Raw genomic sequence first — 25,776 nt, forward strand, 5'->3', positions numbered from 1 at the left:
AACCGCTTAAAGCGACCTCACAATGGAGCGCCTGCGGCGTCATTAATGGAGAGATCATATGAGTGAATACAGACTGTTTACCTCGGAGTCCGTCTCCGAAGGACACCCGGACAAGATCGCCGACCAGATTTCCGATGCCGTCCTGGACGCGCTGCTGGCGCGCGACAAGCAGGCGCGGGTGGCCTGCGAGACCCTGGTGAAAACCGGTATCGCCGTGATTGCCGGCGAGATCTCCACCAGCGCCTGGGTGGACCTGGAAGACCTGGTGCGCAAGGTGATCCTGGATATCGGCTACACCTCCTCCGATGTCGGCTACGACGGCGAGACCTGCGGCGTGATCAATGTGATCGGCAAGCAGTCCATGGATATCGCCCAGGGTGTCGACCGCAGCAAGCCGGAAGACCAGGGCGCCGGCGACCAGGGCCTGATGTTCGGCTATGCCACCGACGAGACCCCGGCCTTTATGCCCGCACCGGTCTACTACGCGCACCGCCTGGTGGAGCGCCAGGCGGAGGCGCGCAAATCCGGCCTGCTGCCGTGGCTGCGCCCGGACGCCAAGAGCCAGGTAACCTTCCGCTACGATGACGACGGCAAGCCCTGCGCCATCGACGCCGTGGTGTTGTCCACCCAGCACAATCCGGAAGTCAGCCAGGAGGACCTGCGCGAGGCGGTGCTGGAGCTGATCGTGCACCATGTGCTGCCGGCGGAGCTGCTGCACGAAGGCACCCAGTACCATATCAACCCCACCGGCAAGTTCGTGATCGGCGGCCCGGTCGGCGATTGCGGCCTCACCGGGCGCAAGATCATCGTCGACACCTACGGCGGCTCCGCCCGCCACGGCGGCGGCGCCTTCTCCGGCAAGGACCCGTCCAAGGTGGACCGCTCCGCCGCCTATGCCGGCCGCTATGTGGCGAAGAACATCGTCGCCGCCGGTCTCGCCAGCCGCTGCGAGATCCAGGTGTCCTACGCCATCGGCGTGGCCGAGCCGACCTCGGTGTCCATCAATACCTTCGGCACCGGCGTGGTGAGCGAGGAGAAACTGACCGAGCTGGTGCGCGAGCACTTCGACCTGCGCCCCTACGCCATTTCCAGGGCGCTGGACCTGCTGCACCCGATGTACCAGCTCACCGCCGCCTACGGCCACTTCGGCCGCGAGCCGTTCGAGCACAGTTACGAGTGGACCGACAGCAACGGCGAGACACAGACCGAGACCTTTACCGCGTTTCCGTGGGAGAAAACCGACAAGGCGGAAATCCTGCGGTCGCACGCGGGACTGTGATTTCGGGACTCGGGACTCGGGACTCGGGACTCGGGACTCGGGACTCGCAAGATTGTGCTGTAGGAGCCTGCAGGGCAGGCTCCTACAGGAAAAACATGTAGGGTGCGCCGTGCGCACCGATAGATCCGACTAATTGGGTAAAACGATGAACCAGATGAGCACCGAATTCAAAGACTTCAAAGTGGCCGATATCGGCCTGGCCGACTGGGGCCGCCGCGAAATCGAGATCGCCGAGGGCGAGATGCCGGCGCTGATGACCCTGCGGGAAAAATACCGCGCGGAACAGCCGCTGAAAGACGCGCGCATCATGGGCTGTATCCATATGACCATCCAGACCGCCGTGCTGATCGAGACACTGGTGGCACTGGGCGCCGAAGTGCGCTGGTCCTCGTGCAATATTTTCTCCACCCAGGATCACGCCGCCGCGGCCATCGCCGCCAGCGGTGTGCCGGTATTCGCCTGGAAGGGCGAAACCGAGGAAGAATACGAGTGGTGCCTGGAGCGCACCGTGGGCGCGGACGTGGCCGGCTGGCAGCCGAACCTGATCCTCGACGACGGCGGCGACCTGACCGAACTGCTGCACCGCAAATACCCGGAGATCCTCGACAACTGCCACGGCATCTCCGAGGAGACCACCACCGGCGTACACCGCCTGCAGGACATGCTCAAGGCGGGCACGCTGAAAGTGCCGGCAATCAACGTCAACGACGCCGTCACCAAGAGCAAGAACGACAACAAATACGGCTGCCGCCACAGCCTCAACGATGCCATCAAGCGCGGTACCGATCACCTGCTGTCCGGCAAGAAGGCGCTGGTAGTCGGCTACGGCGACGTGGGCAAGGGCTCCGCTGCCTCGCTGCGTCAAGAGGGCATGATCGTCAAGGTGTCCGAAGTGGATCCGATCTGCGCCATGCAGGCCTGCATGGACGGCTTCGAGCTGGTATCGCCGTATAAAGACGGCATCAATACCGGCACCGACGAGGGCGTCAACCGCGAGTTGCTGGCCAATACCGACCTGATCGTCACCACCACCGGCAACACCACCGTCTGCGATGCACCCATGCTGAAAGCGCTGAAGAGCGGCGCCGTGGTGTGCAATATCGGCCACTTCGACAACGAGATCGATACCGCCTTTATGCGCGAAAACTGGCAGTGGCAAGAAGTGAAACCGCAGGTGCACAAAATCGTGCGCAATGCGGCGGACAACGATCACCTGCTGCTGCTGTCCGAGGGCCGCCTGGTCAACCTGGGCAACGCCACCGGCCACCCGAGCCGCATCATGGACGGCTCCTTCGCCAACCAGGTGCTGGCCCAGATCCACCTGTTCCAGGAAAAATTCGCCGAGCTGCCGACGGACCAGAAAGTTTCCGCACTCTACGTGAAAGTGCTGCCGAAACACCTGGACGAGGAAGTGGCGCGCTATATGGTACAGGGCTTCGGCGGCGTGATTACGCGCATGACCGACGAGCAGGCCGGTTATATCGGCGTGTCCGTGGATGGGCCCTACAAGCCGGAAAGTTACAAGTATTAAACCACCCCCAGCTGGATCCCGGGTCGAGCCCGGGATGACGATACCAATTTCGTCATGCCGGCGCAGGCCGGCATCCAGAACCTGGGACTGGAAGTGAGCACTATGACCGACACCCCCAGAATCAGCTTCGAGTTCTTCCCGCCCAAGACCCCAGAGGGCCGGGAAAAACTGTACAAGACCCGCGAGACACTGCAGGCATTCAACCCGGACTTTTTCTCCGTGACCTACGGCGCCGGCGGCACCACCCGCGATACCACGGCCAATATCGTCACCGATATGCGCGGCGACGGCATCTCCATCGCGCCGCACCTGTCTTTCGGCGGCGACAACGAAGAGATCGTACTGGGCCTGCTGAATCGCTACAAAGAGGCGGGCGTGGACCGTATCGTCGCCCTGCGCGGTGATATGCCTTCGGGCATGGGCGCCGTGGCGCAGCTGGTCTACGCCAACGAGCTGGTGGCCTTTATCCGCCGCCACACCGGCGACCACTTTCACCTGGAAGTGGCGGCCTATCCGGAAATCCATCCGGAGTCGCAGAGCTACGACGACGACATCCACTACCTGAAGGTCAAGTTCGAGGCCGGCGCCGACAGCGCACTGACCCAGTACTTCTACAACCCGGATGCGTATTTCTATTTTGTCGACCAGTGCCAGAAGGCCGGCATCGACGCGCCGATTATTCCGGGCATCATGCCGATCACCAATTTCGCCAACCTGGCGCGCTTCTCGCGCAACTGCGGCGCGGAGATCCCGCGCTGGCTGCGCCAGCGGATGGAGAGCTTCCGCGATCCGGAAGATATCAAAAAGCTGGGGCTGGAAGTGGTCACAGACCTGTGCGAAACCCTGATCGAGGGCGGCGCACCGGGGCTGCATTTCTACACCATGAACCAGGTGAGCCCCAACGCGGATATCCTGCGCGCACTGGATATCCCTGAAAACTGATAGGCCGCTGTCTCGTGTCGCCCGGATGCAGGCGCGCAGCGCTGGAATCCGGGAGCCCTTTCCCGGGCCGCTTTCTCCCGGATTCCGCTTCGCTCCATCCGGACTACGGCTCCTCCCACCCACGGTCTGAAATCGGTGCAAACGGACTATCTGCGAATCCTTCCCGGAATTCCATCTGCTATAAGAGTGGAAGCCGATAACAACCGGGGATTTGCCCATGGCCGATACACCTCTCGTCGCCCCCGAGCGCAACCTGCGCGAACTCACACTGAAAGCGCTGATTCTCGGCGCTATCCTGTCGGCGGTGCTGGCCGCCGCCAACGCCTATATCGGCCTGCTGGTGGGCCTGACCGTCTCCGCCTCCATTCCCGCCGCCGCGGCCTCGATGGGCATACTGCGGCTGTTCCGCCGTTCCACCATCCTGGAAAACAATATGGTGCAGACCGCCGCCTCGGCGGGGGAATCCCTTGCCGCTGGGATTATCTTTACGCTACCGGCACTGGTGATCATGGGCGCCTGGGACGGCTACCACTGGGGCACCATGGCATTGATCGGTGTGCTCGGCGGCATTCTCGGTGTCGCCTTTACCATTCCGCTGCGGCGCGCGCTGATTGTGGAAACCCAGCTGGCATTCCCCGAGGGTGTCGCTACCGCGCAGGTACTGAAAACCGGTGGTATCGAAACCGACAAGGATCACCCCGAGTACCGTCACGATGAGGAGGCCCAACGCAGTTTCCGTGTACTGTTGAGCGCCGCCGGCCTGGGCGGGCTGATCAAGCTGCTGGAATCCGGCGTGGGCCTGCTGGCCGGCGGTGTCGCCGCGACGCGCAGCTGGCTGGGCGGCAACTGGCTGTTTACCGGCAATATCACCCTGAGCCCGGCGCTGCTCGGCGTGGGCTATATCGTCGGCCGCAATATTGCCTCGCTGGTGTTTATCGGCGGCGCCATCGGCACCCTGATCGGCGTGCCGCTCAACTGGCTGCTGAATCGCGAAGAACTGATGGGCATTGCCGGCGTCAGTGGCGCAATGGAAAACTGGAGCGGACAGGATTGGCAGGACCTGGCCAACACCTCCTGGCAGCAGTGCCGCCGCATCGGGGTCGGCGCCATGATGGTGGGCGGCGTCTGGTCGCTATTCACACTGGCGCGGCCATTGGCGGTGGGCGTGCGTGCGTCACTGCACGCGCACCGGCAGTCGAAAACCCACGGCACCACCGCCCTGCGCACGGAACAGGATACCCCGATTCCGTACGTGGGCCTGCTGGTGCTGCTGTCTTCCGTGCCGCTCTATTTTATTTTCCTGCACGCGCTGGACGGCTATCCGGAGCGCGCCTGGATCGCGGCCATCATGTCCGCCCTGATGCTGCTGCTCGGCTTTGTATTCGCCTCGGTGGCCGGTTACATGGCCGGCCTGGTGGGCTCCAGCAACAATCCCATCAGTGGCGTCACCATTGCCACGGTCATCGTCTCGGCGCTGATCCTGCTGCAGTTGATGGGCAACCAGGGCATGGGCGCGAAACTCGGCCCCATCGCAGTCATGTACCTGGCCGGCATGATCTGCTCCGCCGCGGCCATCGCCGGCGACAATATGCAGGACCTGAAGTGCGGCCATATCGTCGGCGCCACGCCCTGGCGCCAGCAGCTGTTCCAGATGGTCGGTGTGGTGGCCGCCGCCGGCGCCATCCCGCTGGTGCTGTCGATACTCGACCAGGGCTACGGCATCGGCCGCGTCAGTCCACTGAACCCGGGAGCGACACCGCTGTCCGCGCCACAGGCAAACCTGATGCGCGACCTGTCCACCGGCATCTTCGGCGCCGGTATCGAGTGGGCCTATATCTTTATCGGTTTCGGGCTGGCGGCGATATTGATCGTGCTGGACCAGGTCCAGAAAAACCGCGGCTCGGATTTCCGCTTCCCGGTACTGGCGGTCGCCGTGGGTGTCTACCTGCCGCTGGGCCTGTCGGTGCCGATTTTTCTCGGCGGCCTGCTGGCGCACTGGCAGCGCAAACATCGTGCTGGCGACAGCGAGGGGAACGGACTACTGCTGGCATCCGGGTTGATTACCGGCGAGGCATTGATGGGCGTGCTGGTGGCGGTATTGGCGGTGACGCTGCCAGGGCAGGTGCCGTTCCTGAAAGAACTGGCGATCTCACCGTGGTTGGGACTGCTGGGATTGGCGATGTGTTTCTTTTACTTGCTTAAAAAAGGCTGACGTATTCATCAGCAGAAACTACCCTCGCCCGGGCAAATTGCGAAAAAACCCGCCGGTTGCGGCGGGTTTTATAGGGCTCAGAATCGCTACTTACAGGGAATAGTTAATCCCGAGATAGAAGCTGCGGCCCAGGGTATTGTAGATACCCGAACCACTAGTAGTACCGGAAAGACCTACCGGCGGCTCCACATCATCGATGTTATTGATGCCACCGTAGACTTCAAGCTCCGCGAAATTGTAACGCCCCTGCAGGTCGTGGTAACGGATACTCGGAGTCTTGTAGGGGGCCTGTAGATCGATACGCTCATCATTTTCAATCAACAACATATCGTCAATATAACGGCTACGCCAGTTGATCTGCAGATCACCTCGGTGATACGTCAGGTTTGTAGTGTAGCTGCGAACCGGATCGCCCAACTCTCCGCGGATCTCATCCGGATCATCCGGGTTATCCTGGAACGGATAGTCATTGCGTTCCAGCAGCTGTGTACCAACCAAACTGAAATCCAGCGACCCCCAGTTTGATTCAGAAGGCATGATATCCGCCAGATCGAAGCTGTAATCCACTTGGTAGTCAATGCCGCGAGCGGTGAGGCTGGCGATATTGAACAGGGTGGAAGTCAGAGATGTCACTTCACCCGTGGAGTCCCGCGGCACCAGCGGACAATAAACATTGTCAATACTGGCACTGTCAACACAGCGCTCCAAAATCTCCTGGGCCGGTACGCCAGAAATAGAATCGGTGATATCCATATCCCAATAGTCAATGCTGATCGACAGACCCGGGGCAAAGCGGGGTGTGATAGCGAGACCATAGGTGATAGTTTCCGCAGTTTCCTCTTTCAGCTCTGGGTTGCCGCCACTGAGGCCACCGATATAAGAAGCGTCGTTAACCGAGTTGAAACCCTCCGGTACCCCAAGTTCGGCGCAGCGTGCTGCTCGCTGAGCGGGATCGGGAGCATCGTCAATCTTGTCGTAACTGCAGGGGTCTTCCCAATCGAAGAAATTTTCACCCAGAGGAGCGTAAAGTTCATCGATATTAGGGGCACGCACTGCCTCGGAACTAGTTGCACGAACGCGAACATCCTCGGTGACAGCCCAGTCGAGAGACGCTCCCCAAGTGGTGGTGTTACCCACAGAACTGTAATCGGAGATACGCGCCGAGCCACCGAGGATCAAGCTCTCCACCGCTGGAATCCCATCAACCAGAGGCGCTGAAAATTCGGCGTAGGCTTCGCTCACATCGTATTCGCCGGATGTCGGGGCGAGCGCATTCATGAAAGTCTCACCATCCTTGATAACCTGATCGTAGTCGACTTCGGAAGTCTCCTCACGGTACTCAATACCAAAGGCGGTAGCCAGGGCACCTGACGGCAGCTCAAACAGGTCGCCGGTAACGTTGGCAGCAAACACTGTCTGAGTCATTTTCTCCGTGGAGCCAGTGTCCTGCAGCATGAAATAATCAATGGCTTCCTGACTGTTGAGACCAAAACCAAACAGGTTGATAGGTTGACAGCCATTGGCGCGGGCACTTTCGCTGCGACAGACAATTTCACCACTTTCCGGATCCACTACCGCATCGATGGCCTGGAAGAATCGGGCATTATGACGATTATTGGTGTAGTCCACCTCTGCGTCGTACTGACCGTAGACAGCAGAGACCTCATAGGTCCAATTTGTGTCCAGGTCGCCTTCCACACCCAGTACATAACGTTGCACTTCGCGTTCGGCATCATCGCCACGCATACCCAGATCCGAATGGAAGCGGTGATACCAGAAACTGTCCATTTCAGCTGCATCCAGCTCCTGCTTCAATTCAGATGGCAAGAAAGCATTGTCCGCGGACAACACCAGATCTCCAAAGTAGTCGAAGGAAGGTTGACCATAACTCTGCGCATGATTTCGACTGTATTTTGCTTCGGCGAACAGTCGAGTACTATCAGTCAGGTCGTAATGAGCCTTTGTAAAGAAGTTTTGTGACTCCAGCTCCGGATACAACTGGGTAGAGCGGATAAAATTCAGACCATCGCCACCCACGGATGTGGTTTCTCCGGGGGGGTATTCACCGGGATTGAAGGCTACCAGCTGACCATCGTCAGTAAACGTGTAGGGTCCCCCGGCGAGACTTCCCAGGCCGGCAAAATCCTCTTCTGAGTATCCATAAATAGTGGATAGCGGATGCGGCCCCCAAATAACCCCGTTTTCACTCAACAGATTGTTAGTGGTGTTGAATACCAGAACTTCATCGGGAATACCGTTGTCCCCGGCTCCTTCAGGATTATTCTGATAGCCGGGCTGGCTAGCCACCCACGGCCGGTCCTTCCCGAATACTTGCGCAGTCTCGGAATGTTGAAAACTTACCGCAACGTTGCCGCGCCCCTCGGAAAAATTACTACCCCAGGTCACACTGAACTCGCTCGCCTCGCCACCATCGAGTTCGGGCTGCATATGATGCAGGTTGACTTTGACACCCTCAAAGTCGTCACGAGTTACGAAATTGATGACACCGGTAACAGCATCGGCACCGTAAATGGCTGATTGGCCACCAGTTACCGTGTCCACACGCAACAGTAGATCTTCCGGGATAGTATTTATATCTACTGCAGAAGTGCCCACAGATGAACCGACATGGCGACGCCCATCCTGAAGCACCAGAGTGCGGTCAGTCCCCATTCCGCGCAGATCCAACAGATTCAGACCAGTTGTACCGATAAATCGACCTGCATTACTATTGGAAAAAGTGGAACGCAGCGCGGGCAACTGGTTCAGATAGTCCCCCAAGCTGATGCTTCCACTCATCTCGATATCTTCGATACTCACAGAAGTAATCGGACTAGCAGTTTCCAGGTTTGTACGTTTGATACGCGACCCGGTAACGACAACCTCCTCAACAAGTTGATCGTCTTTCATTACAGGTTGACTAGTTTTGCCATTTTCCTGCGCAAAAGAGACTGAAGCACCAGCTGTGGCTAAGATAATTGTCGCGCTCAGGAAATTCCTTTTGAAATCAGGCTTCATTTAACCCTCCAAGTATTTATTGTTGTTTTTAAGTTTTAACTAACAATACCCCACGTAGATGTACACTAATGCAGGGTTTCGGTATACCTCGAATTGATCATACCGAGGATTAAACTGTCACTCGAGCATTTATAGATAACTCACAAAAAACGAAATATTTATCATTCTTATGTTGATACGTGCGACAAATGTATTACGCCTATTACGAATCTGAAAAGATATGTTACATGTTCGAAATATTTTGAGTAAAAAAGAGTGATACTCAAACCAAAAAAGTTCATAGAATGAGCATTATGGCTAACTTAAAGGCAATTTCGACGGGATCAATCCACTGAGTGGGTCAGCTAACCAAGTGACTGAATTTTCAGTCGTAAAAAACGCCTCTCGGGTTCCTGCTGCGCAAGAGACAATGCCTTGGCGTAAGATCCCCTGGCTTCTTCCCATCTCCCCAATTGTCGATAGAAATTGGCTTTGACTGCGAAAAATAAATGGTAGTTATCCAAACCTCCTTCCTCGGATAGCTTCTCCACCAACTCCAGTCCTATTTCCGGCCCATCCCGCATCGCCACCGCCACGGCACGGTTTAGGGCCACCACAGGAGACGATGCCAGACGCTGCAACACATCATAAAGGGCAACGATCTCCGCCCAATCCGTTTCATCAGCACTGGGGGCCTCGGCATGGATAGCGTTGATAGCCGCCTGTAGTGCATAGGAACCAAAACGTCCGGATCGTAGTGCGGTCTCCACCAACTCGATACCTTCCGTGATCATCCGCCGATCCCATCGATTACGATCCTGATCTTCCAGTAGAACTATGTCACCGGCACTGTCAGTACGAGCGTCGCGGCGGGATTCGTTGAGCAGCATCAGCGCCAGCAGTCCCTGTACTTCCGGATCTGGCAGCAGTTGGTTGAGCAGCCGACCCAGGCGGATCGCCTCGCGGCTCAGGTCAGCGCGCAGCAGCGACTCGCCACTGGATGCCGAGTAGCCTTCATTGAACACCAGGTAGATCACCTTCAGTACGCCGTCCAGACGCTCCTGCAGGTCGTTCCGCCCCGGGATCTGGTAGGGAATACCGGCACTGCGGATTTTCTTTTTTGCCCGCACGATGCGCTGGGCCAGGGTGGCGTTGCTGCTCAGGAAGGCGCTGGCGATTTCCTCCGTGGTGAGGCCGCAGACCTCCCGCAACGTCAGCGCCACTCGCGCGTCCATCGACAGTGCCGGGTGACAGCAGGTGAAAATCAGCCGCAGATGATCGTCGCCGACGCGATCGTCGGCCCAATCGGCAGGATCGCCGGCGCCCTCGTCCAGGCCGCGCGCGATTTCATCGACGGCGGACTCGTGGCGATTGCGCCGGCGCACTACATCAATGGCCTTGAATCGGCCGGTTGAAACCAACCAGGCGCGGGGGCTTTCGGGAATCCCGTCTTCGGGCCACTGCTTCAATGCCGCGGCAAAGGCCTCGTGCAGCGCCTCCTCTGCCAGCTCAAAATCCCCCAGCAGGCGGATCAGTGTCGCCAGCACGCGGCGTGATTCGTCGCGATAGATTTCCTCAAGCCGCCACCGTACGGTTTCACGGTTCAGTTCTGCCATTTCCCGGTCTCGCAGTCCCCAATCAGCCAATATGGCAATTCAAACACCGATTGGCGTGGGAATACAGGGAAAGACAGCGCAAAGAGGCAATCCGAATCTATTCGGCAATCACTTGTCGCAATTGACCATCCACGGAATACCAAAGCGATCACTGAATACTGCGAAGCGTTGTGCCCAGAAGGTTTCCTCCATCGGCATCCGGACCGAGCCGCCTTCCGACAGCGCCTCGTACATGCGTTCGGCCTCCTCCGGCGTATCCACACCGATGGTGATGTTGATGCCCTGGGGGATATCGTAGTTCTGCGGCGCCGCGTCCGAGGCCATGATGATCTGGTCACCAACTTTGAGCTGCGCGTGCATGATCTTGTCCCTGAAACCGGGCGAAACATCGACATCTTCCGGGGCCTCTTCGAAGGTGGACATAAACACAATTTCGCCATCCAGTACTTCGGCGTAAAACTCAAAGGCTTCTTTGCAGTGGCCATCGAAGTTGAGGTAGGGGGAAAATTTCATTCGTCTCTCACTTTTCTGTCTTAACGTTTATCGATCGTCGCCGTCCGTGGGCCTGCCGCCGCGGCGCAGCAGGCAGTGTGCAAAGGCCACCTCCTAAACCTGTAGCTGGCGCACCGGCCGTACTTCAATACTGCCAATCCGGGCGGCGGGAATAGCGGCGGCAATCTCCAGCGCCTCGTCCAGGTTCTGCGCATCCACCAGATAAAAGCCGGCAAGCTGTTCCTTGGTCTCGGCGAAAGGGCCGTCGGTGATCGACACTTGGCCGCCGCGCATGCGCACAGTCGTGGCCGTGTCCACCGACTCCAGCGCTTCCGCCGCCAGCATGCGCCCGGTCTCCGCCACAGATTCGGTGTAGGCCCGGCACTCGCTGTCCTTGGGGTTATCAGGCTGGGAGTGCCGTATCAGTTCATCGCCGTATACCAGACAAAGGTATTTCATCGCGCGCTCTCCATTGGTTGCGTTGGCATCAATATCCACCACTTTATCCACCACTTTGTGCAGGCGGCGCAGAGTCACCGCCGCTCCGTCACACAGCAGTTCTCCGGAAAGCCACTGTATCGCCCGATTCAGGTCGCGCGCGCTAATCAGCACCACAGATTGCAGTGCCGGCGGCAATGACGGCTGGATAGCGGTCGATGGTAGCGGATAAACCAGGCAGAGGTAGATCATCGCGCCCCCGTTTTAGCTGTGTATCACTGATTGGTCGGGCTGCGGGGAATGAAATCGACAGTGGCAGGGAAAAATATCAGAAACAGGTATCCGGGAAGGACAATCCCGTCACCACAGGCTATCAACCAGAAAGACCTGATTGCCTCGTTAATCCAAATCTCGTGGATTATTGGTATTTGATCTTCATCGTCTGGTATTCGAAATTCAGCACGCGAATCACCAGCCGGCGGTTTTCCCGTTTCCCGGCGGCCGTGCTGTTGTCGGCGATTGGCCGGGTGTCGCCGAACCCCTCGGCGGTGATGCGCTCGCCGTCGATACCGCGCTCGATAAGGAAGCGGCGCACCCAGTCGGCGCGCCACTGGGACAATTTCAGGTTTTTCTCCGACTCGCCGGCGTTGTCGGTATGACCCTCGATGGCAACCTTCAGGCCCGGGAAGTCGCGCATGATCACCAGCAGCGCCTCTATATCCGACAGGGTATCCATACGCGGCGCAAAACCACCCGGCTCGAATTCCACCTGCAGAATAAAACCGGCGCCGGTGTTACTGTCGCGCGGTTTGCCGCGCAGGTAGCGCACCATTTCGTCGGCAAAGGGGGCGGCGTCGCGAGCGGCTTTCTCGCCGTCGCCGGTTACCACTTCCGCCAGTGGATCCAGGGTGTATTTCTTATGCGGGTCGTAGCAACCGCCCAGGGCCAACACACTGCATAACAGGCAGGCCGACGGTATCGACACGGATAGAGGGCACGGCCTCAACATTCGCAGGCACTCCCGGATTGACCGACGTCGCCCGCATTCTAGTGTCGCGCAAGCCATCGACCAATCAATACCGCGGAGTCAGGGCAAATATCCCAGGGGGCACTTCCAGCCCGATAGCCGCTGCGATTCCGCTTACCCCTAAGCAAATCCCCACACCCCGCGGCAAGCGTGCGCCAGCGGCATCCTGTTTCGGTGTTACCGTCCCGCTGCGACCTCGCCTTTTGTCATCCACCACCAGCCATTTCCCGACAAACAATGGACCAGACCATGAACGCGACAACCTTCCTCAAGCGCCTGCTCGCCCCGCTCGCACTGATCTTCTCCATCGCGGCAGGGGCCCCGGCACAGGCCGAGACCGTCACACTGAACTGCAGTGTCGGCACCGAAATAGTGCACTACTCCCCGGGCATCACGAACACACCCAAGCCCACCACCATCACGGGCACCGAACAGCTGACCGCCTGTGTCGGGGTGCCACTGGGAATCTCCAACGCACAGATCAGTGTCAGCGGTTCCGGCAATATCGGCTGCGAAAGCAGTGATGCGGACATCACCCTCGATATTCTCTGGGGAGACCAGACCACCAGCACCGCCGAGGTGGTGAATGCCATCACGCAGAGACCCGCCGGGCAGATCATCCTGGTCAGCGAGGCGGAGATCGTTTCCGGCCGCTTTGTCGGGGCCACGCTGATCAGAACCGTAACGCTACTGCAGACAGACCTGGCCGGCTGCAGCACACCGGAAGGCGTCACCAGTGCCGCGGGACCGATCACCATGACCGTGACCTCGCTGCTTTGAGCAGCCGACAAAAAAGGAAAGCAAAAATGAAAGCAACAGCAATAGCGTTACTGGCAATCGCACTGCAGATGATCGGTTCCGGGCACGCCTCCGCCCAGATAGCGACATTGACGTGTCCACTCGGGTCGACGATTACCCACTACACGCCCGGTATCACCAATACCCCAAAGCCGACAACCCTGGAGTCCACTTCATTACTCAGTGCTTGTGTGGGACTACCACTGGGTATTTCAAACGCGACAATCACAACCTCAGGCTCCGGCAATCTCGGCTGCGACGGCGGCACGCCGTTCGTGACTACCAATGTCGTCTGGAGCGACGGTACCACCAGCAGTGCGCAGGCAAACAATATCGTGGTTCAACGACCACTCGGACAGGTCATCGTCATTGAAGAGTCGGAAATCATATCCGGCAGGTTCATCGGCGCAACACTGGTCAGGACCCTGACACTGCTGCAGACCGATTTCGATGGCTGTAGCAGCCCGGAAGGGGTAACCAGTGTCGGCGGCCCTACAACACTGACCATGACCAACCTGCTATAGGGGTGGTGGGCGGCAACCACTGGAAACCCAACATCACTATCAGATTGTTACTTCCTTAGACAGTAAACACAGATGGAGAAAGAGAATGCATTTACTGAAGATAGCCTCAGGAGTGGTTCTGATACCGCTGTTCTCATTGTTCCTGGGGGCCGGCAGTGCCGCAGCCCAGATAACAACGCTGACGTGTCCACTTGGAACCAACATCACTCACTACACACCAGGCATAACAAACACGCCGAAAACCACTACATTTGTAGCCACTTCTGTATTAAGTGCCTGCACTGGGCTACCGCTCGGCATATCTAATGCCCAAATTACGACTACAGGTTTTGGTGAAATCGGCTGCAACAGCAACACTGCGACAATAAACAGCGAAATACTCTGGAGTGATGGCACTGAAAGTGCTGCGGAAGTAAACAACCAAGTAGTCCAGCGCCCTGTGGGGCAAGTCGTTGTTATTCAGGAGTTAGAAATAGTATCGGGCAGATTTTCAGGAGCAACACTGGTCAGAACTCTTACGCTGCTGCAAACCGACTTCGATGGCTGCAGCAGTCCGGAAGGCGTGACCAGTGTAGCAGGCCCAGAAACGCTGACCATGACCAATCTACTGTAAAGGCGATTGCTCCAGTTACAGAAAACCCACCACGGCCATCAGATCCCTGACCACCCGTGCGCCGGCCCTTTCCAGCTGTGGGGTCCGCACCGGGTGGTTGCTGTAGCCCACTACCGGCATCTCCGCCGCCACCGCCGCTTTGACGCCGGCAATGGAGTCCTCTACTACCAGGCAGCGCTCCGGTTCCACCCCCATGGACTGCGCCGCATGCAGGAACAGGTCCGGGTGGGGCTTGCCGCGGGAGACATCGTCGGCGCTGAAAATACGTCCGTCGAAATACTCGTACAGACCGGTCTTGTTCAGGGTCAGGCGCATTTTTTCATGGGAGCCGGACGAGGCCACGCAGCTGCGCAAGTTGACCTGTAACAGGTGGTCGAGCAGATCCTCGATACCGGCAATCGGCTGCAGCTCGCTGTGGAAGGCCTCGCGGATGCGCCGCTCGGTATTGCCGAAGTACTGGTCCGGCAGTGGGCCGCCGTAGCGGGTTTCGATTTCCAGCAGGCAGTCTTTGGCCGGGCGACCGCTGAACTGCTCGTCCAGTTCCTCCGCGGTGGTCTCCATACCGAGTTTGTTCATTTCCTCGGCGAGGATGCGGCAGACGATCGTCTCGCTGTCCACCAGCACGCCGTCACAATCGAAAATCACCAGTTCAGTGGCAAGCATGGGGAGTCACTACCTAAGTCGCCGAGAGAAGCAGGAGCCCCAGCAGGGCACCGATGGCACCGAGAACCCGCAGGAAAGTCTCGTTGCCGTGCGCAATCTTCAAAGCCAGTGCCTTGCTGCGCTCGAAACCGACAAACAGCATATAGGCGCCGGCCAGCACCAGCAGCACCCCGAGGGCATTGAAGAGAATATTCCAGGCACGGGTATCGGCGATCAGCAACAGGATAAGGCCGACGATGATCCGGCCCCAGGCGGAAACCGCATAGCCGGTTTCGTTCAGTCGCTCGGTGATATCGCGCGCAAACTGCGGCTTGACGATCACGGCGATGGACATGGCGAGGATCGCCAGGCCCAGCAGTACGAGAATCAGTTTGACCATTTTTCTTCTCCCTGAAGTGGTTGAGGGAAGCCGGTGGGCCTCAGAAATCCCCCCATTGGTACTGCAATACCGAAATGGCTGCCACTGGTGCGGTCTCGGTGCGCAGCACCCTCGGGCCCAGGCGCAGCGGCAGGAAATCCCGCGCCAGCGCCTCGTCTATCTCCGCCTCCGACAGGCCGCCCTCGGGGCCCACCAGCAGCAGCGCCGACTGCGGGCGGCCGCGCTCGGCTTCCAGTTGATGCAACTGCTGCTCGGTGCGGTGGTGCAGCACCAGTTTCAGTGTCTCGTCGCCCCGCCGCTGGAGAAATTGTGCCAGCTTCTGCGGTTCGGCAATATCCGGAATACAGTTGCGGGCACACTGTTCACAGGCGCTGGTTGCCACCTGGCGCCAGTGAGCGAGCTTTTTCTGCAGTCGCTCACCGCTCAGTTTCACCTCACAGCGCGCCGTGAACAAGGGCTGGATGTGCGTCGCGCCCAGTTCGGTGGCTTTCTGTATCACCCAGTCGAAGCGGTCGCCGCGGGAAATGCCGATGGCCAAGGTCAGCGCCAGCGGCGACTCGCGGTCACCGGGGAAGAAATCCAGTGTGCGGGCCCGCGCGCGCTTGCCGGTTTCCACCAGCTCCGCACTGTACTCGCCGCCGCGGCCATCGAACAGTACCAGCGGCCGGCCGGCGGACAGGCGCAGCACCTTGACCAGGTGGCGCGAGGCGGCCTCGTCCAATTGTACTTCACAACCTTCGCTGAGGGGGTCGCTGGAAAAGATACGCGGGATGCGCATGAATGGAAAATCCTCGATGAACAGGTATAAAAAAGCCGACGCTACGCCGGCTTCTCGATCGAGATCAGTTTAGGGAGCCGGCCCGCGGCCCGCAAGCGGACCGGAGCCTCCAGCGCCGCCGGGCAGCGGGCTCCGCCGATCCCGGCATCAGGCCTTCTCCAGGGTCACCGGCAACTCCTCGCCGTCCCCCTTGTTGCCTTTTACTTTTATGCGCAGTACCTCGATCACCTTGTACAGGTTGGGCACCAGAATCAGCGTCACGAAGGTGGCGCAGAGAACGCCGAACGCGAGACTGATCACCGTGGGAATCAGGAACTGCGCCTGGATAGAGCGCTCGAACATGATCGGCACCAGGCCGATGAAGGTCGTGAGCGAGGTGAGGATAATGGGCCGGAAGCGATCGTGGCCCGCCTGTACCACCGCGTCCATCACCGCCATGCCCTCGGCGCGCAACTGGTTGATACGGTCCATCAGCACCAGGTTGTCATTCACCACCACACCGGATGCGGCGAGAAAGCCGAGCATGGACATGATGCTGATGTCGTACCCCAGCAGCAGGTGGCCGAGCAGGGCGCCGAAGAAGCCGAACGGCACCGCGGTGAGAATCAGCAACGGCTGCGAATAGGAACGGAAGGCGATGGCGAGCAGCGCGTAGATGGTAAATAGCGACAACGCGAAGAAGGCGATGATGGCGCTGTTGAACTCCTGCTCCTCCTGCATGCCACCGGTCGTCTGGAGAGAGAAGCCGGGGAACTGCTTTTCCCATTCCGGTACATTTTTTTCACGCAGCTGCTTCAGGATTTCCTGGGCATTGGTCGCCCCCGGTGTCAGTTCCGCGGTAATACGCACCGCCCGCTCGCGGTCGTGCCGGCGGATGGTGGTGTAGCCAGGCACATAGACCGCATCGGCCACCGCGCTGAAGGGCACTTCGCCCTCGCTGGTGCGGATGCGGATGCGGTCCATCTGCTCCTCGCTGGCACGCTCCTCCTCCGGGTAGCGCACCATCACGCGCACGTCCTCGCGACCGCGGGGAATGCGCTGCACTTCCTCGCCGTAAAAGCCCTGACGCACCTGCGTGGCCACATCGGAGAGACTGACCCCCAAGTTGGTGGCGTGGGGTTTCAACTGTATCTCGATGTCCTTGCGCGCGCTGACCAGGTTGTCGCGCACATCGTAGACGCCCGCGTAGTTGTCCATGGCCTCTTTCACGGCGTCGGCGGCCCGGCGCAATTCGTCCATGTTGCCGGAAGCGGTGCTCAGGTTCAGGGACATGCCGGTGCCGCCATCGTTGATGGTGGAGGAGATGTTCATCTCCTCGACACTGGCCGGCAACTCACCGATGTACTCGCGCCAGCGTAGCGCCAGTTGCTCGGACGTCACGTCGCGCTCCTCGCCGTCAGTGAGCTGCAACAGAACGTGAATATCACCGCGCCAGAGGAACACCATGGTGTTCTCGAAAAACGGCTTGCCGCCGTTCAGCGCCAGCATCTCCTCGTCCTCGGCCAGCTTTTCGCCGGCGCGCTCGAACTGCTCCATCACCCGCTTGGACTCCTCGAAGGATTCGCCGGGGGCCATAGTGGTGTCCAGTTCCAGAATGTCGGAGGGTACCTTGGGTTCGAAGGCGAAGCCGATATAACCGCCCGTGAACACCGCAAACGACAGCAACAGCGACATCACGAAGACCATCACCGTGGCTCGGCTGTTGCTCAGGGACTTCTGCAGCAGCGGCATATAGTATTTGTCACTGGCCACTTTCATGGCGCCGGCAAACTTGCCGCGCAGCCTCTGCAGTTTCAGGCCGGCACTGGACCTGGCCTTTTTCTCCGGCTTCAGGTTCACCAGGTGCGCCGGCAGTATCAGCAGCGACTCGATCAGGGAGAAGGACAGCGCCAGCAGCACCACCACTGGCAGCGGCAACATCATCTCCGCCGTATAGCCGGGCAGGAACAGCATCGGCACGAAGAACACCATGGTGGAAATCACGGCAAAGAGCACCGGCGCGGATACCGTCTTCACCCCGTCCACTGCCGCGGCCAGTCCCGTGATACCGCGGTCGTGCGCCGCGTGTACCGCCTCGCCGACAATGATCGCATCGTCGACCACAATCCCGAGAATCAGCAGGAAAGCGAACAGTGACAGCATGTTCAGTGTCACGCCGGTGACCGGCAGCAACCAGAGGGCGCCCATAAAGGCAGTGGCGATACCGATGGTCACCCAGATCGCCAGCGCCGGGCGCAGGAACAGCATTAGCAACACGAACACCAGCGCCAGGCCGCCCAGGGCATTGCCCAGCAACAAGTTCATGCGACCCTCATAGGCGTCGGAGAAATCGAACCAGATCTCGAATTCCATCCCCGGCGGCAGTTGCTCGCGCGCTTCCTTCATGAATTCGCGGATATGTTCCGCGGTGGCCACCACATCCAGCGGCTCGCCCTGCATCACGCGCAGGTTCATGGCCGGCTGGCCATTGAAACGGATGACCCCCTGTTCTTCCTCGAAGCCGTCCTCGATATCGGCCACATCCCCCAGCAGCAGTTGAGTCCCGTCGACACGACTGACCAGCGGGATACTCGCGAAGTCATGGGCCGTGTATGCCTGGCCGCGGGTCTGCACCTGGATATCGCCGCGGTCGGAGCGTACCAGGCCGGCGGGGAGGTCGATGGAGGAGCGGCGCACCGCATTGGCGACGTCGTCGAAGGTCAGGTTGTAGCGGCGCAGGTCCACTTCCGAGACCTCGATGGAGACCTCGTCGGCGCGATCGCCCCAGACGTCCACGCGGCGCACACCCGGCTGCAGGATCAGTTGGTCGCGCAGGTCCAGCGCCGTCTCTTTCAGTTGCGCCGGGGAGACGGGGCCGCCAATGGCAATCATCATCATCTGCTGCTCCCACTCCTGCAGCGCCACCACCGGGCGCTCGATATCGGAGGGGAAGGTATTGACGGAATCCACCTGCGCCTTGATGTCGTTCAGCAGGCGCAACTGGTCGTAGCCATCCATCGCCTCGACCTGCACGGAGCTGTGGCTGCGGGCCGACCAGGAGTTCACCTCCTTGATGCCCTTCACGTCGGAGATGGCCTGCTCCACCCGCTGGGTGACCTGCTGTTCCACTTCCGCCGGGCCGGCACCGGGGTATCTGATTTCCACCTGTACGATACCGGGGCTGATGGCCGGAAAGACCTCCCGACCGATATGCCCAATGCCGAAGGCCCCGCCGATGATGATCATGATCATCAGCAGGTTGGCGGCCTTACTGTTGCGTACGAACCATCCGATAATGCCCTGCATGATCAGCCCTCTCCCTGCGCAGAGGCATTGGAACCGGCCGCAGTGTCCGCCACCGGTTGGGTATCGGCGGCGGACTCCGCGGCGCCCGGCTCGCGCTCATCGCCAATCTGCAGGCCTGCGGGTTTCTCGTTCAGCGGGTTGGGGGTCAGCACCATGCCCTCGCGGGAGTAACCCAGGCTGGAAACCACGATCCGCTCGCCGCGCTCGATATCGCCGCGCACCCAGACTTCCTCGTCCACGGTCTGCAACAGTTCCACCGGCTTGAAGTGCAGCATGTTCTCCGCGTCCAGCACCAGCAGGTGATCGCCCTCGTGCAGGGCCTGGCGGGGCAGGATCGAGATACCGTCGAGGGTCTTGCCGGCGATATCCGCCTCCACGAACAGGCCGTTGATCAGCGGCGCCTCACCGGCGTAGGGATCGCGGACCTGGGCCACGGCGTAGACGAAGCGGCTGTTCGGGTCGATGGCCGCCTCGGTGCGCACCAGCCGGCCGCGCCAAGTGCGCTGCTGGCCGGCAATCTGCGCGCGCAGGCGCACCGCCGGGCCATTCTCGATCGCCCGGCCCAGCGGCAATTGCAGCAGCGACAGCTGGTGGTCGGTCAGCGGCAGCCGCACTTCGGCGATGCCGGTGCTGTGCACCGTGGCCAGCACAGTGCCCGGGGTGACGTACTGCCCCAGGTCCACGGAAGTCTCCACCACGCGGCCGGCGAAGGGCGCGGTCACGCGGGTGCGGTCCAGATCCAGCTTCGCCTGGTCGCGGTCGGCGCGGGCCGCGGCCACCGCCGCCTCGGCGGCGGACAGCTGCGGCTTGCGCAGGAACAGCGCGTTGGCGGCTTCGCTGCCCAGGTCGCGCCACTCGCGCTTGGCCTGCTTGGCGCGGCCCTGCTCCTGGGCCAGGGTGGATTCGGCATTGGCCAGCTCCGCCTCGGCGCGGGTCAACTGGTGGCGGTAGTCCGCCGGCTCTATCTGCACCAGCGCCTCGCCGCTATCGAAGAAGCCGCCGGCCACAAAGCCGTCGCTGACCCCCTGGACAGTGCCGCCGACGCGGGCCACCAGCTCGATCTCGTGGCGCGCGCGCACCGAACCCTGGCTGGGCACCAGCAGCGTGTGGCGGCCCGGCTCCGCGTAGACCACATCGGCCACCGGCGGCACCGCCTTCTCGGCAACTTTTTCCTCCGGCTCCGGCGCCATCCCGATCACCAGGCCTATCACCGCGGCCCCGACGACAAAAACCATCGCAAAAAGCTTGTTCTTATTGGAAATTTTCACAAATACCCTCAACCCGAACGGCAGAAATGTTGGTTAAATTTTGACTAGTGGCGCATTCTACTGGAGTTCGACGACGGGGGAAGCCCTTTCGGATGCAGATTGTCGCAACTGACAGCAACACTGCCGCAAACCTTTCTCAGCGCGCCCGGCTCGCGCATAATGCGCCACCGAATTTGCCTTTGTCGGGGCAATTGTGAACTGCGATCGGCATCCTTTTCTGGTTAATCGCGGTCGACAGGCGCCCCTCGCAGAACAACGAAGCCCTGCAATACGGATGTAAAACAAGATGTTGGATATCAACGCCCGAATCGCCGAAGAACTCAATGTAGGCTCGCAGCAGGTCACCGCCGCCGTAGCGCTGCTCGATGAAGGCGCGACAGTGCCATTCATCTCCCGCTACCGGAAAGAAGTGACCGGCGGCCTGGACGACACCCAGCTGCGCACCCTGGAAGAGCGGCTGCGCTACCTGCGCGAACTGGAAGACCGCCGCGCGGCCATTCTCAAGAGCATCGATGAACAGGGCAAGCTGACCCCGGAGCTGGCGCAGCAGATCAACGCCGCCGATACCAAGAACCGCCTCGAAGACCTCTACCTGCCGTACAAGCCCAAGCGCCGCACCAAGGGCCAGATCGCCATCGAGGCGGGCCTGGAACCGTTGGCCGACGCCCTCTACGGCGACCCGACACAGGATCCGGAAGCGCTGGCCCAGGCCTACATCAACACCGACAACGAGGACGCCACCCTGCATGTGAAAGACATCAAGGCGGCGCTGGACGGGGCCAAGTTCATCCTGATGGAGCGCTTCGCCGAGGACGCCGAGCTGCTGGGCAAGCTGCGCGATTTCCTCAAGCGCGACGGCCAGGTGAAATCCAAGCTGCTGGACGGCAAGGAGCAGGAGGGCGCCAAGTTCCGCGACTACTTCGAGTACGCCGAAGACTGGGCCAAGGTTCCCAGTCACCGCGCGCTGGCGATCTTCCGCGGCCGCAACGAGGGTGTGCTGGCCATCAACCTGGGCCTCGACGGTGACGAGGAGCGCGCCCCTACCCAGGCACACCCGTGCGAGGTGATGATCGCCAGGCATGTGGAGATCTCGGACGAGGGCCGCCCGGCGGACAAATGGCTGAACGAGGTGGTGCGCTGGACCTGGCGCATCAAGCTGCTGACCAGCCTGGAGACCGACCTGCTGGGCGAGCTGCGCGAAAAAGCCGAGGAGGAGGCGATCAAGGTCTTCTCCCGCAACCTGAAAGACCTGCTGCTGGCGGCGCCGGCGGGCCAGAAGGCCACGATCGGCCTGGACCCGGGCCTGCGCACCGGGGTCAAGGTGGCCGTGGTGGACGCCACCGGCAAAATCCTCGACCACACGGCCATCTTCCCCACGCCGCCGCAAAACCGCGCCCGCGAAGCCGCCGCGGTAATCGCCGCCCTGTGTGAAAAACACAACGTCGGCCTGATCGCCATCGGCAACGGCACCGGCAGCCGCGAGACCGACAAGTTTGTCGGCGACACCATCAAGCAGTACAAGCTCAGCGCGCAGAAAGTGATGGTCAACGAGGCCGGCGCCTCCGTGTACTCGGCTTCCGAATTCGCCGCGCGCGAATTCCCGGACCTGGACGTGACCATCCGCGGCGCCATCTCCATTGCCCGCCGCCTGCAGGACCCGCTGGCCGAACTGGTGAAGATCGAGCCGAAGTCCATCGGCGTCGGCCAGTACCAGCACGACGTGTCCCAGACCCAGCTGGCGCGCTCCCTGGACGCGGTGGTCGAGGACTGTGTGAACGGCGTGGGCGCCGAGCTGAACTCCGCCTCGGCGCCGCTGCTGTCGCGCGTGTCCGGCCTCAGCGCCTCCATCGCCAACAATATCGTCAGCTACCGCGACCAGAACGGCGCCTTCAAAAACCGCGACCAGTTGAAGGAAGTCACGCGCCTGGGCCCGAAAGCCTTCGAACAGGCGGCCGGCTTCCTGCGTATCAATAACGGCGAGAATCCACTGGACAGATCCGGCGTGCACCCGGAAGCCTATGTGGTGGTCAAGCGTATCGCGGAGAAGAACGGCCGCGAGATCAACAGCCTGATCGGCGACTCCGGCTTCCTGCGCAAGCTGAACCCGGCGGACTACACCGACGACAAGTTCGGCGTGCCCACGGTGACCGATATCATCGCCGAACTGGAAAAACCCGGTCGCGACCCACGCCCGGAATTCCGCACCGCCAAATTCGAAGACGGCGTGGAGGAGATCAAGGACCTGCGCCCGGCCATGGTGCTGGAAGGCACCGTTACCAACGTCACCAACTTCGGCGCCTTTGTCGATATCGGCGTGCACCAGGACGGCCTGGTGCACATTTCCGCGCTATCGGAAAAATTCGTCAAGGATCCGCACGAAGTGGTCAAGGCCGGCGATATCGTCAAGGTGAAGGTCATGGAAGTGGACGTGGCGCGCAAGCGTATCGGCCTGTCCATGCGCCTCTCGGACGAGCCCGGCGAGCAGGGCAGCGGCGGTGTCAAGAAAGGCGGCCAGCGTGAGAGCAACCAGGCCCAGCGCCACAACAGCCGCAACCGCCAGCAACAGGGCGGTGGCCGCGGCAGCATGGGCGACCTGCTGGCAGCGGCGATGAAGAATAAAAAATAGCGGCTATCGGCGAATCCGGGTTCTGTGGCTCCGCCGCCCTGGCGGCGGCGATGAAGAATAAAAAATAGCGGCTATCGGGGAATCCGGGTTCTGTGGCTCCGTCACCCCTCCCGGATTCCGCTGCGCTCCATCCGGGCTACGCCCGCTTCGCAATATTGACCGGACTGGTAGCCTGGATGCAGGCGCGCAGCGCCGGAATCCGGGTTTTCTGGTTTCGCCACCCTACGCCAGCTCCACAGAGACAAGCAGGCGTGCATCTTCCAGCGCGGCGGTGCGGTGTTTCGACAACTCCCGGTAATCCGGGTCCGTCACCATCTCCACAAACTGCTCGATCGACGGGTAGCGCACCAGCAATATCTCGTCCCATTGTTCATCGGGCGGTGCAATGACGCTGGCTTTGGCATCGCCATGCCAGACCAGCTCGGCGCCGACGCCCTGCAGGTGCGCGATGGCTTTCTCGCCGTAACGACGGTAGGCCGCACGACCGCTGCAGGCGGGCTCGCCATTTTTGTAGTCGGCCCGCTCACGAAACCTGAGCAGGTTCAGCATCACCACCGGCTCCCCCTGCGGCAATTCTGCCAGCAGCTCGGCAAACCGGTCGGGATGCGAATCAACGGTTTTCATTGTGTGTTCTCCATCTGGATGGCCTGCAGCGCGCGGCGAATCGGTTCCGGAATCGCCACCGATCGGTTCGCAGCCCGCTCGACAAATACATGGGTAAAGCTACCGGCCGCGCAGGCGCTGTCCTCACCGCGCCGGAAGATACCCACCTCATAGGTCACCGACGAATTGCCCAGGCGCGCCACACGCAACCCCGCCTCGATTGCCTGCGGGTAGGCAATCGGCGCGCGATAATCGCAGCTGGAATTCACCACAAAACCGACCACCGGCGCACGGTGGATATCCAGCCCACCCTCCTCGATCAGGTAGCGGTTCACGGCGCTGTCGAAATAGGAATAGTAGGTCACGTTATTCACATGGCCATAGATATCGTTATCCATCCAGCGGGTGGTGATCGGGTAAAAGACCCGGTAATCACCGCGCGCTGCAGTCGTCTTTTCCACCATGCTGTTCCCCACTTCTCAAAATACCGCGCGATAGATGGCCGCCGCATCGGCTTCGGACACCGGGCGCGGGTTGTTGACCAACAGCCGTTGCTGCTGCATGGCATCGGCGGCCAGCCGCTCGATGGAATCTTCCGGCACACCGCAGTCCCGCAGCCGGTTCGGCAGGCCCAGCACATCGATCAGCCCCTCGATCCAGGTGATCAGGTTTTCCACCACCTCGACATTGGAGCCCGGCACAAAATCCTCGCCCATGATGATCGGCGCCAGCTCCGCATATAGCTCCGGGCAGGCCGGCCCGTTGAAACGCAACACCTGGGGCAACACCAGCGAGTTGCTGAGGCCGTGCGGGATATGGAAATGGCCACCGAGGGGATAGGCCAGCGCGTGTACGGCCGCCACCGGCGCATTGGCAAAGGCCTGGCCCGCCAACAGGGCCCCCAGCAGCATATTGCCGCGGGCCTCGATATTGTCGCCGCGGTGTACCGCCGTAACGATATTGCGCGCCAGCAACCGCAATGCCTCGCGGGCGAGCATATCCGACAGCGGGTTTTTCCGGATCGCCGAGGTATAGGCCTCGATCGCGTGTACCATCGCATCCACGCCGGTGGCGGCGGTCACCCGGGGCGGCAGCCCCAGGGTCAGTTCCGCGTCCAGCAGCGCGATATCCGGCTGCAGTACCGGCGACACCACACCGACCTTGGTGGCCTCCCCGGTGGTGACGATGGAAATGGGGGTGACTTCGGAACCGGTACCGGCGGTGGTGGGCATCTGCAGCAGTGGCAGGCGCGGCCCGCGGACATTGCCGACGCCGTAGAGCCGGTCCAGCGATTGCCCGCAGTCCGGGTGCGCCAGGACCGCCACCAGCTTGGCCACATCCATGGAGCTGCCGCCGCCAAACCCCACCACCAGCTCTGCCGATACTTCCCGCGCGGTGGCTACCGCCTGTAACACGGTTGTGTCCGACGGGTCCGCCTCGACCCGGTCGAACAGGCCAATCCGCACACCGGCATGCTCGAAGCCAGGCAATACAGGCTCCAGCAAGCCGGCGGAGACAATGCCGGCATCGGTCACCAGCAATACCGAGCGGGCGCCCCGCCCGGCGCAGATTTCACCCAGGCGCACGGCGCCGCCCGGCTCGTTGAGAATCGTATTGGTGGTAGAAAAGCTGAATGCTTGCACGGTGTATCCCCCTGGGCAGCCGGACCGCAATCTATAGCAGTCCCGTCGCCCGGAGGCCATTA

Annotated in this window: 21 protein-coding genes; 8 read left to right on the plus strand and 13 right to left on the minus strand. The window is 60.7% G+C overall.

Going from position 1 to position 25,776, the window contains the following annotated elements; translation table 11 throughout:
* Positions 1-58 precede the first annotated feature (58 nt).
* The 4 genes from metK to MWN76_RS09995 all read left to right on the plus strand — a co-directional run bounded on the left by metK (position 59) and on the right by MWN76_RS09995 (position 5,964).
* The gene (metK, locus tag MWN76_RS09980; protein WP_250461262.1) at positions 59-1,279 is read left to right on the plus strand and encodes a methionine adenosyltransferase; all 1,221 of its coding nucleotides are present in this window, start codon (positions 59-61) and stop codon (positions 1,277-1,279) included.
* 154 nt (positions 1,280-1,433) lie between these two features.
* Positions 1,434-2,810 (plus strand): adenosylhomocysteinase, encoded by a 1,377-nt coding sequence (gene ahcY, locus MWN76_RS09985; protein WP_425606611.1) that lies wholly within the window; start codon positions 1,434-1,436, stop codon positions 2,808-2,810.
* 102 nt (positions 2,811-2,912) lie between these two features.
* Complete coding sequence (gene metF, locus MWN76_RS09990; protein ID WP_250461402.1) at positions 2,913-3,752, plus strand: methylenetetrahydrofolate reductase [NAD(P)H]; 840 nt, start codon at positions 2,913-2,915, stop codon at positions 3,750-3,752.
* 217 nt (positions 3,753-3,969) lie between these two features.
* Positions 3,970-5,964, plus strand: a complete 1,995-nt coding sequence (locus MWN76_RS09995; protein ID WP_250461264.1) for an OPT family oligopeptide transporter — start codon at positions 3,970-3,972, stop codon at positions 5,962-5,964.
* 90 nt (positions 5,965-6,054) lie between these two features.
* Here MWN76_RS09995 and MWN76_RS10000 read toward each other — a convergent pair whose 3' ends face one another.
* From MWN76_RS10000 to MWN76_RS10020, 5 genes are all read right to left on the minus strand, one after another.
* Positions 6,055-8,982, minus strand: a complete 2,928-nt coding sequence (locus MWN76_RS10000) for a TonB-dependent receptor domain-containing protein (RefSeq protein ID WP_250461265.1) — start codon at positions 8,980-8,982, stop codon at positions 6,055-6,057.
* Between the two features lie 344 nt (positions 8,983-9,326).
* Entirely contained in the window at positions 9,327-10,577 is a 1,251-nt protein-coding gene (locus MWN76_RS10005; protein ID WP_250461266.1) for an RNA polymerase sigma factor, read from the minus strand.
* Between the two features lie 108 nt (positions 10,578-10,685).
* Positions 10,686-11,090: a VOC family protein gene (locus MWN76_RS10010; RefSeq protein ID WP_250461267.1), complete on the minus strand. Its 405-nt coding sequence runs from the start codon at positions 11,088-11,090 to the stop codon at positions 10,686-10,688.
* 93 nt (positions 11,091-11,183) lie between these two features.
* The gene (locus tag MWN76_RS10015; protein WP_250461268.1) at positions 11,184-11,759 is read right to left on the minus strand and encodes a YciI family protein; all 576 of its coding nucleotides are present in this window, start codon (positions 11,757-11,759) and stop codon (positions 11,184-11,186) included.
* 166 nt (positions 11,760-11,925) lie between these two features.
* Positions 11,926-12,516 carry an OmpA family protein gene (locus tag MWN76_RS10020; protein ID WP_250461269.1) on the minus strand — a complete coding sequence of 197 codons (591 nt, stop codon included), beginning with the start codon at positions 12,514-12,516 and terminating at the stop codon, positions 11,926-11,928.
* A gap of 267 nt (positions 12,517-12,783) precedes the next feature.
* On the opposite strand from MWN76_RS10020, the gene MWN76_RS10025 reads away from it, so the two are divergent.
* The 3 genes from MWN76_RS10025 to MWN76_RS10035 all read left to right on the plus strand — a co-directional run bounded on the left by MWN76_RS10025 (position 12,784) and on the right by MWN76_RS10035 (position 14,469).
* Positions 12,784-13,314: a hypothetical protein gene (locus MWN76_RS10025; RefSeq protein ID WP_250461270.1), complete on the plus strand. Its 531-nt coding sequence runs from the start codon at positions 12,784-12,786 to the stop codon at positions 13,312-13,314.
* Positions 13,315-13,340: 26 nt separating this feature from the next.
* Positions 13,341-13,856, plus strand: a complete 516-nt coding sequence (locus MWN76_RS10030; protein WP_250461271.1) for a hypothetical protein — start codon at positions 13,341-13,343, stop codon at positions 13,854-13,856.
* An 85-nt stretch (positions 13,857-13,941) separates the two neighbouring features.
* Positions 13,942-14,469 carry a hypothetical protein gene (locus MWN76_RS10035; RefSeq protein ID WP_250461272.1) on the plus strand — a complete coding sequence of 176 codons (528 nt, stop codon included), beginning with the start codon at positions 13,942-13,944 and terminating at the stop codon, positions 14,467-14,469.
* Positions 14,470-14,484: 15 nt separating this feature from the next.
* Here MWN76_RS10035 and MWN76_RS10040 read toward each other — a convergent pair whose 3' ends face one another.
* The 5 genes from MWN76_RS10040 to MWN76_RS10060 all read right to left on the minus strand — a co-directional run bounded on the left by MWN76_RS10040 (position 14,485) and on the right by MWN76_RS10060 (position 20,842).
* Positions 14,485-15,132 carry an HAD family hydrolase gene (locus MWN76_RS10040; protein ID WP_250461273.1) on the minus strand — a complete coding sequence of 216 codons (648 nt, stop codon included), beginning with the start codon at positions 15,130-15,132 and terminating at the stop codon, positions 14,485-14,487.
* 13 nt (positions 15,133-15,145) lie between these two features.
* Positions 15,146-15,511 carry a hypothetical protein gene (locus MWN76_RS10045; RefSeq protein WP_250461274.1) on the minus strand — a complete coding sequence of 122 codons (366 nt, stop codon included), beginning with the start codon at positions 15,509-15,511 and terminating at the stop codon, positions 15,146-15,148.
* 40 nt (positions 15,512-15,551) lie between these two features.
* Positions 15,552-16,289, minus strand: a complete 738-nt coding sequence (locus MWN76_RS10050) for a 16S rRNA (uracil(1498)-N(3))-methyltransferase (RefSeq protein ID WP_250461275.1) — start codon at positions 16,287-16,289, stop codon at positions 15,552-15,554.
* A 147-nt stretch (positions 16,290-16,436) separates the two neighbouring features.
* Positions 16,437-19,574 carry an efflux RND transporter permease subunit gene (locus MWN76_RS10055; protein WP_250461276.1) on the minus strand — a complete coding sequence of 1,046 codons (3,138 nt, stop codon included), beginning with the start codon at positions 19,572-19,574 and terminating at the stop codon, positions 16,437-16,439.
* Positions 19,575-19,576: 2 nt separating this feature from the next.
* Positions 19,577-20,842: an efflux RND transporter periplasmic adaptor subunit gene (locus tag MWN76_RS10060; RefSeq protein WP_250461277.1), complete on the minus strand. Its 1,266-nt coding sequence runs from the start codon at positions 20,840-20,842 to the stop codon at positions 19,577-19,579.
* A 286-nt stretch (positions 20,843-21,128) separates the two neighbouring features.
* Here MWN76_RS10060 and MWN76_RS10065 point away from each other — a divergent pair, with 286 nt between their 5' ends.
* Complete coding sequence (locus MWN76_RS10065) at positions 21,129-23,468, plus strand: Tex family protein (protein ID WP_250461278.1); 2,340 nt, start codon at positions 21,129-21,131, stop codon at positions 23,466-23,468.
* A gap of 222 nt (positions 23,469-23,690) precedes the next feature.
* On the opposite strand, the gene MWN76_RS10070 is transcribed toward MWN76_RS10065, so the two are convergent.
* Genes MWN76_RS10070 through MWN76_RS10080 form a run of 3 tightly spaced genes read right to left on the minus strand, consistent with a single transcriptional unit; the run spans position 23,691 to position 25,714 of the window.
* Positions 23,691-24,092: a DUF1330 domain-containing protein gene (locus MWN76_RS10070; protein ID WP_250461279.1), complete on the minus strand. Its 402-nt coding sequence runs from the start codon at positions 24,090-24,092 to the stop codon at positions 23,691-23,693.
* Complete coding sequence (locus tag MWN76_RS10075) at positions 24,089-24,535, minus strand: acyl-CoA thioesterase (RefSeq protein ID WP_250461280.1); 447 nt, start codon at positions 24,533-24,535, stop codon at positions 24,089-24,091. Before MWN76_RS10075 ends, MWN76_RS10070 begins: the two co-directional genes overlap by 4 nt.
* A 15-nt stretch (positions 24,536-24,550) precedes the next feature.
* Positions 24,551-25,714 (minus strand): iron-containing alcohol dehydrogenase, encoded by a 1,164-nt coding sequence (locus MWN76_RS10080; protein ID WP_250461281.1) that lies wholly within the window; start codon positions 25,712-25,714, stop codon positions 24,551-24,553.
* Positions 25,715-25,776 lie beyond the last annotated feature (62 nt).

This window comes from Microbulbifer litoralis, assembly GCF_023634065.1.
GTDB classification, from domain to species: domain Bacteria; phylum Pseudomonadota; class Gammaproteobacteria; order Pseudomonadales; family Cellvibrionaceae; genus Microbulbifer; species Microbulbifer litoralis.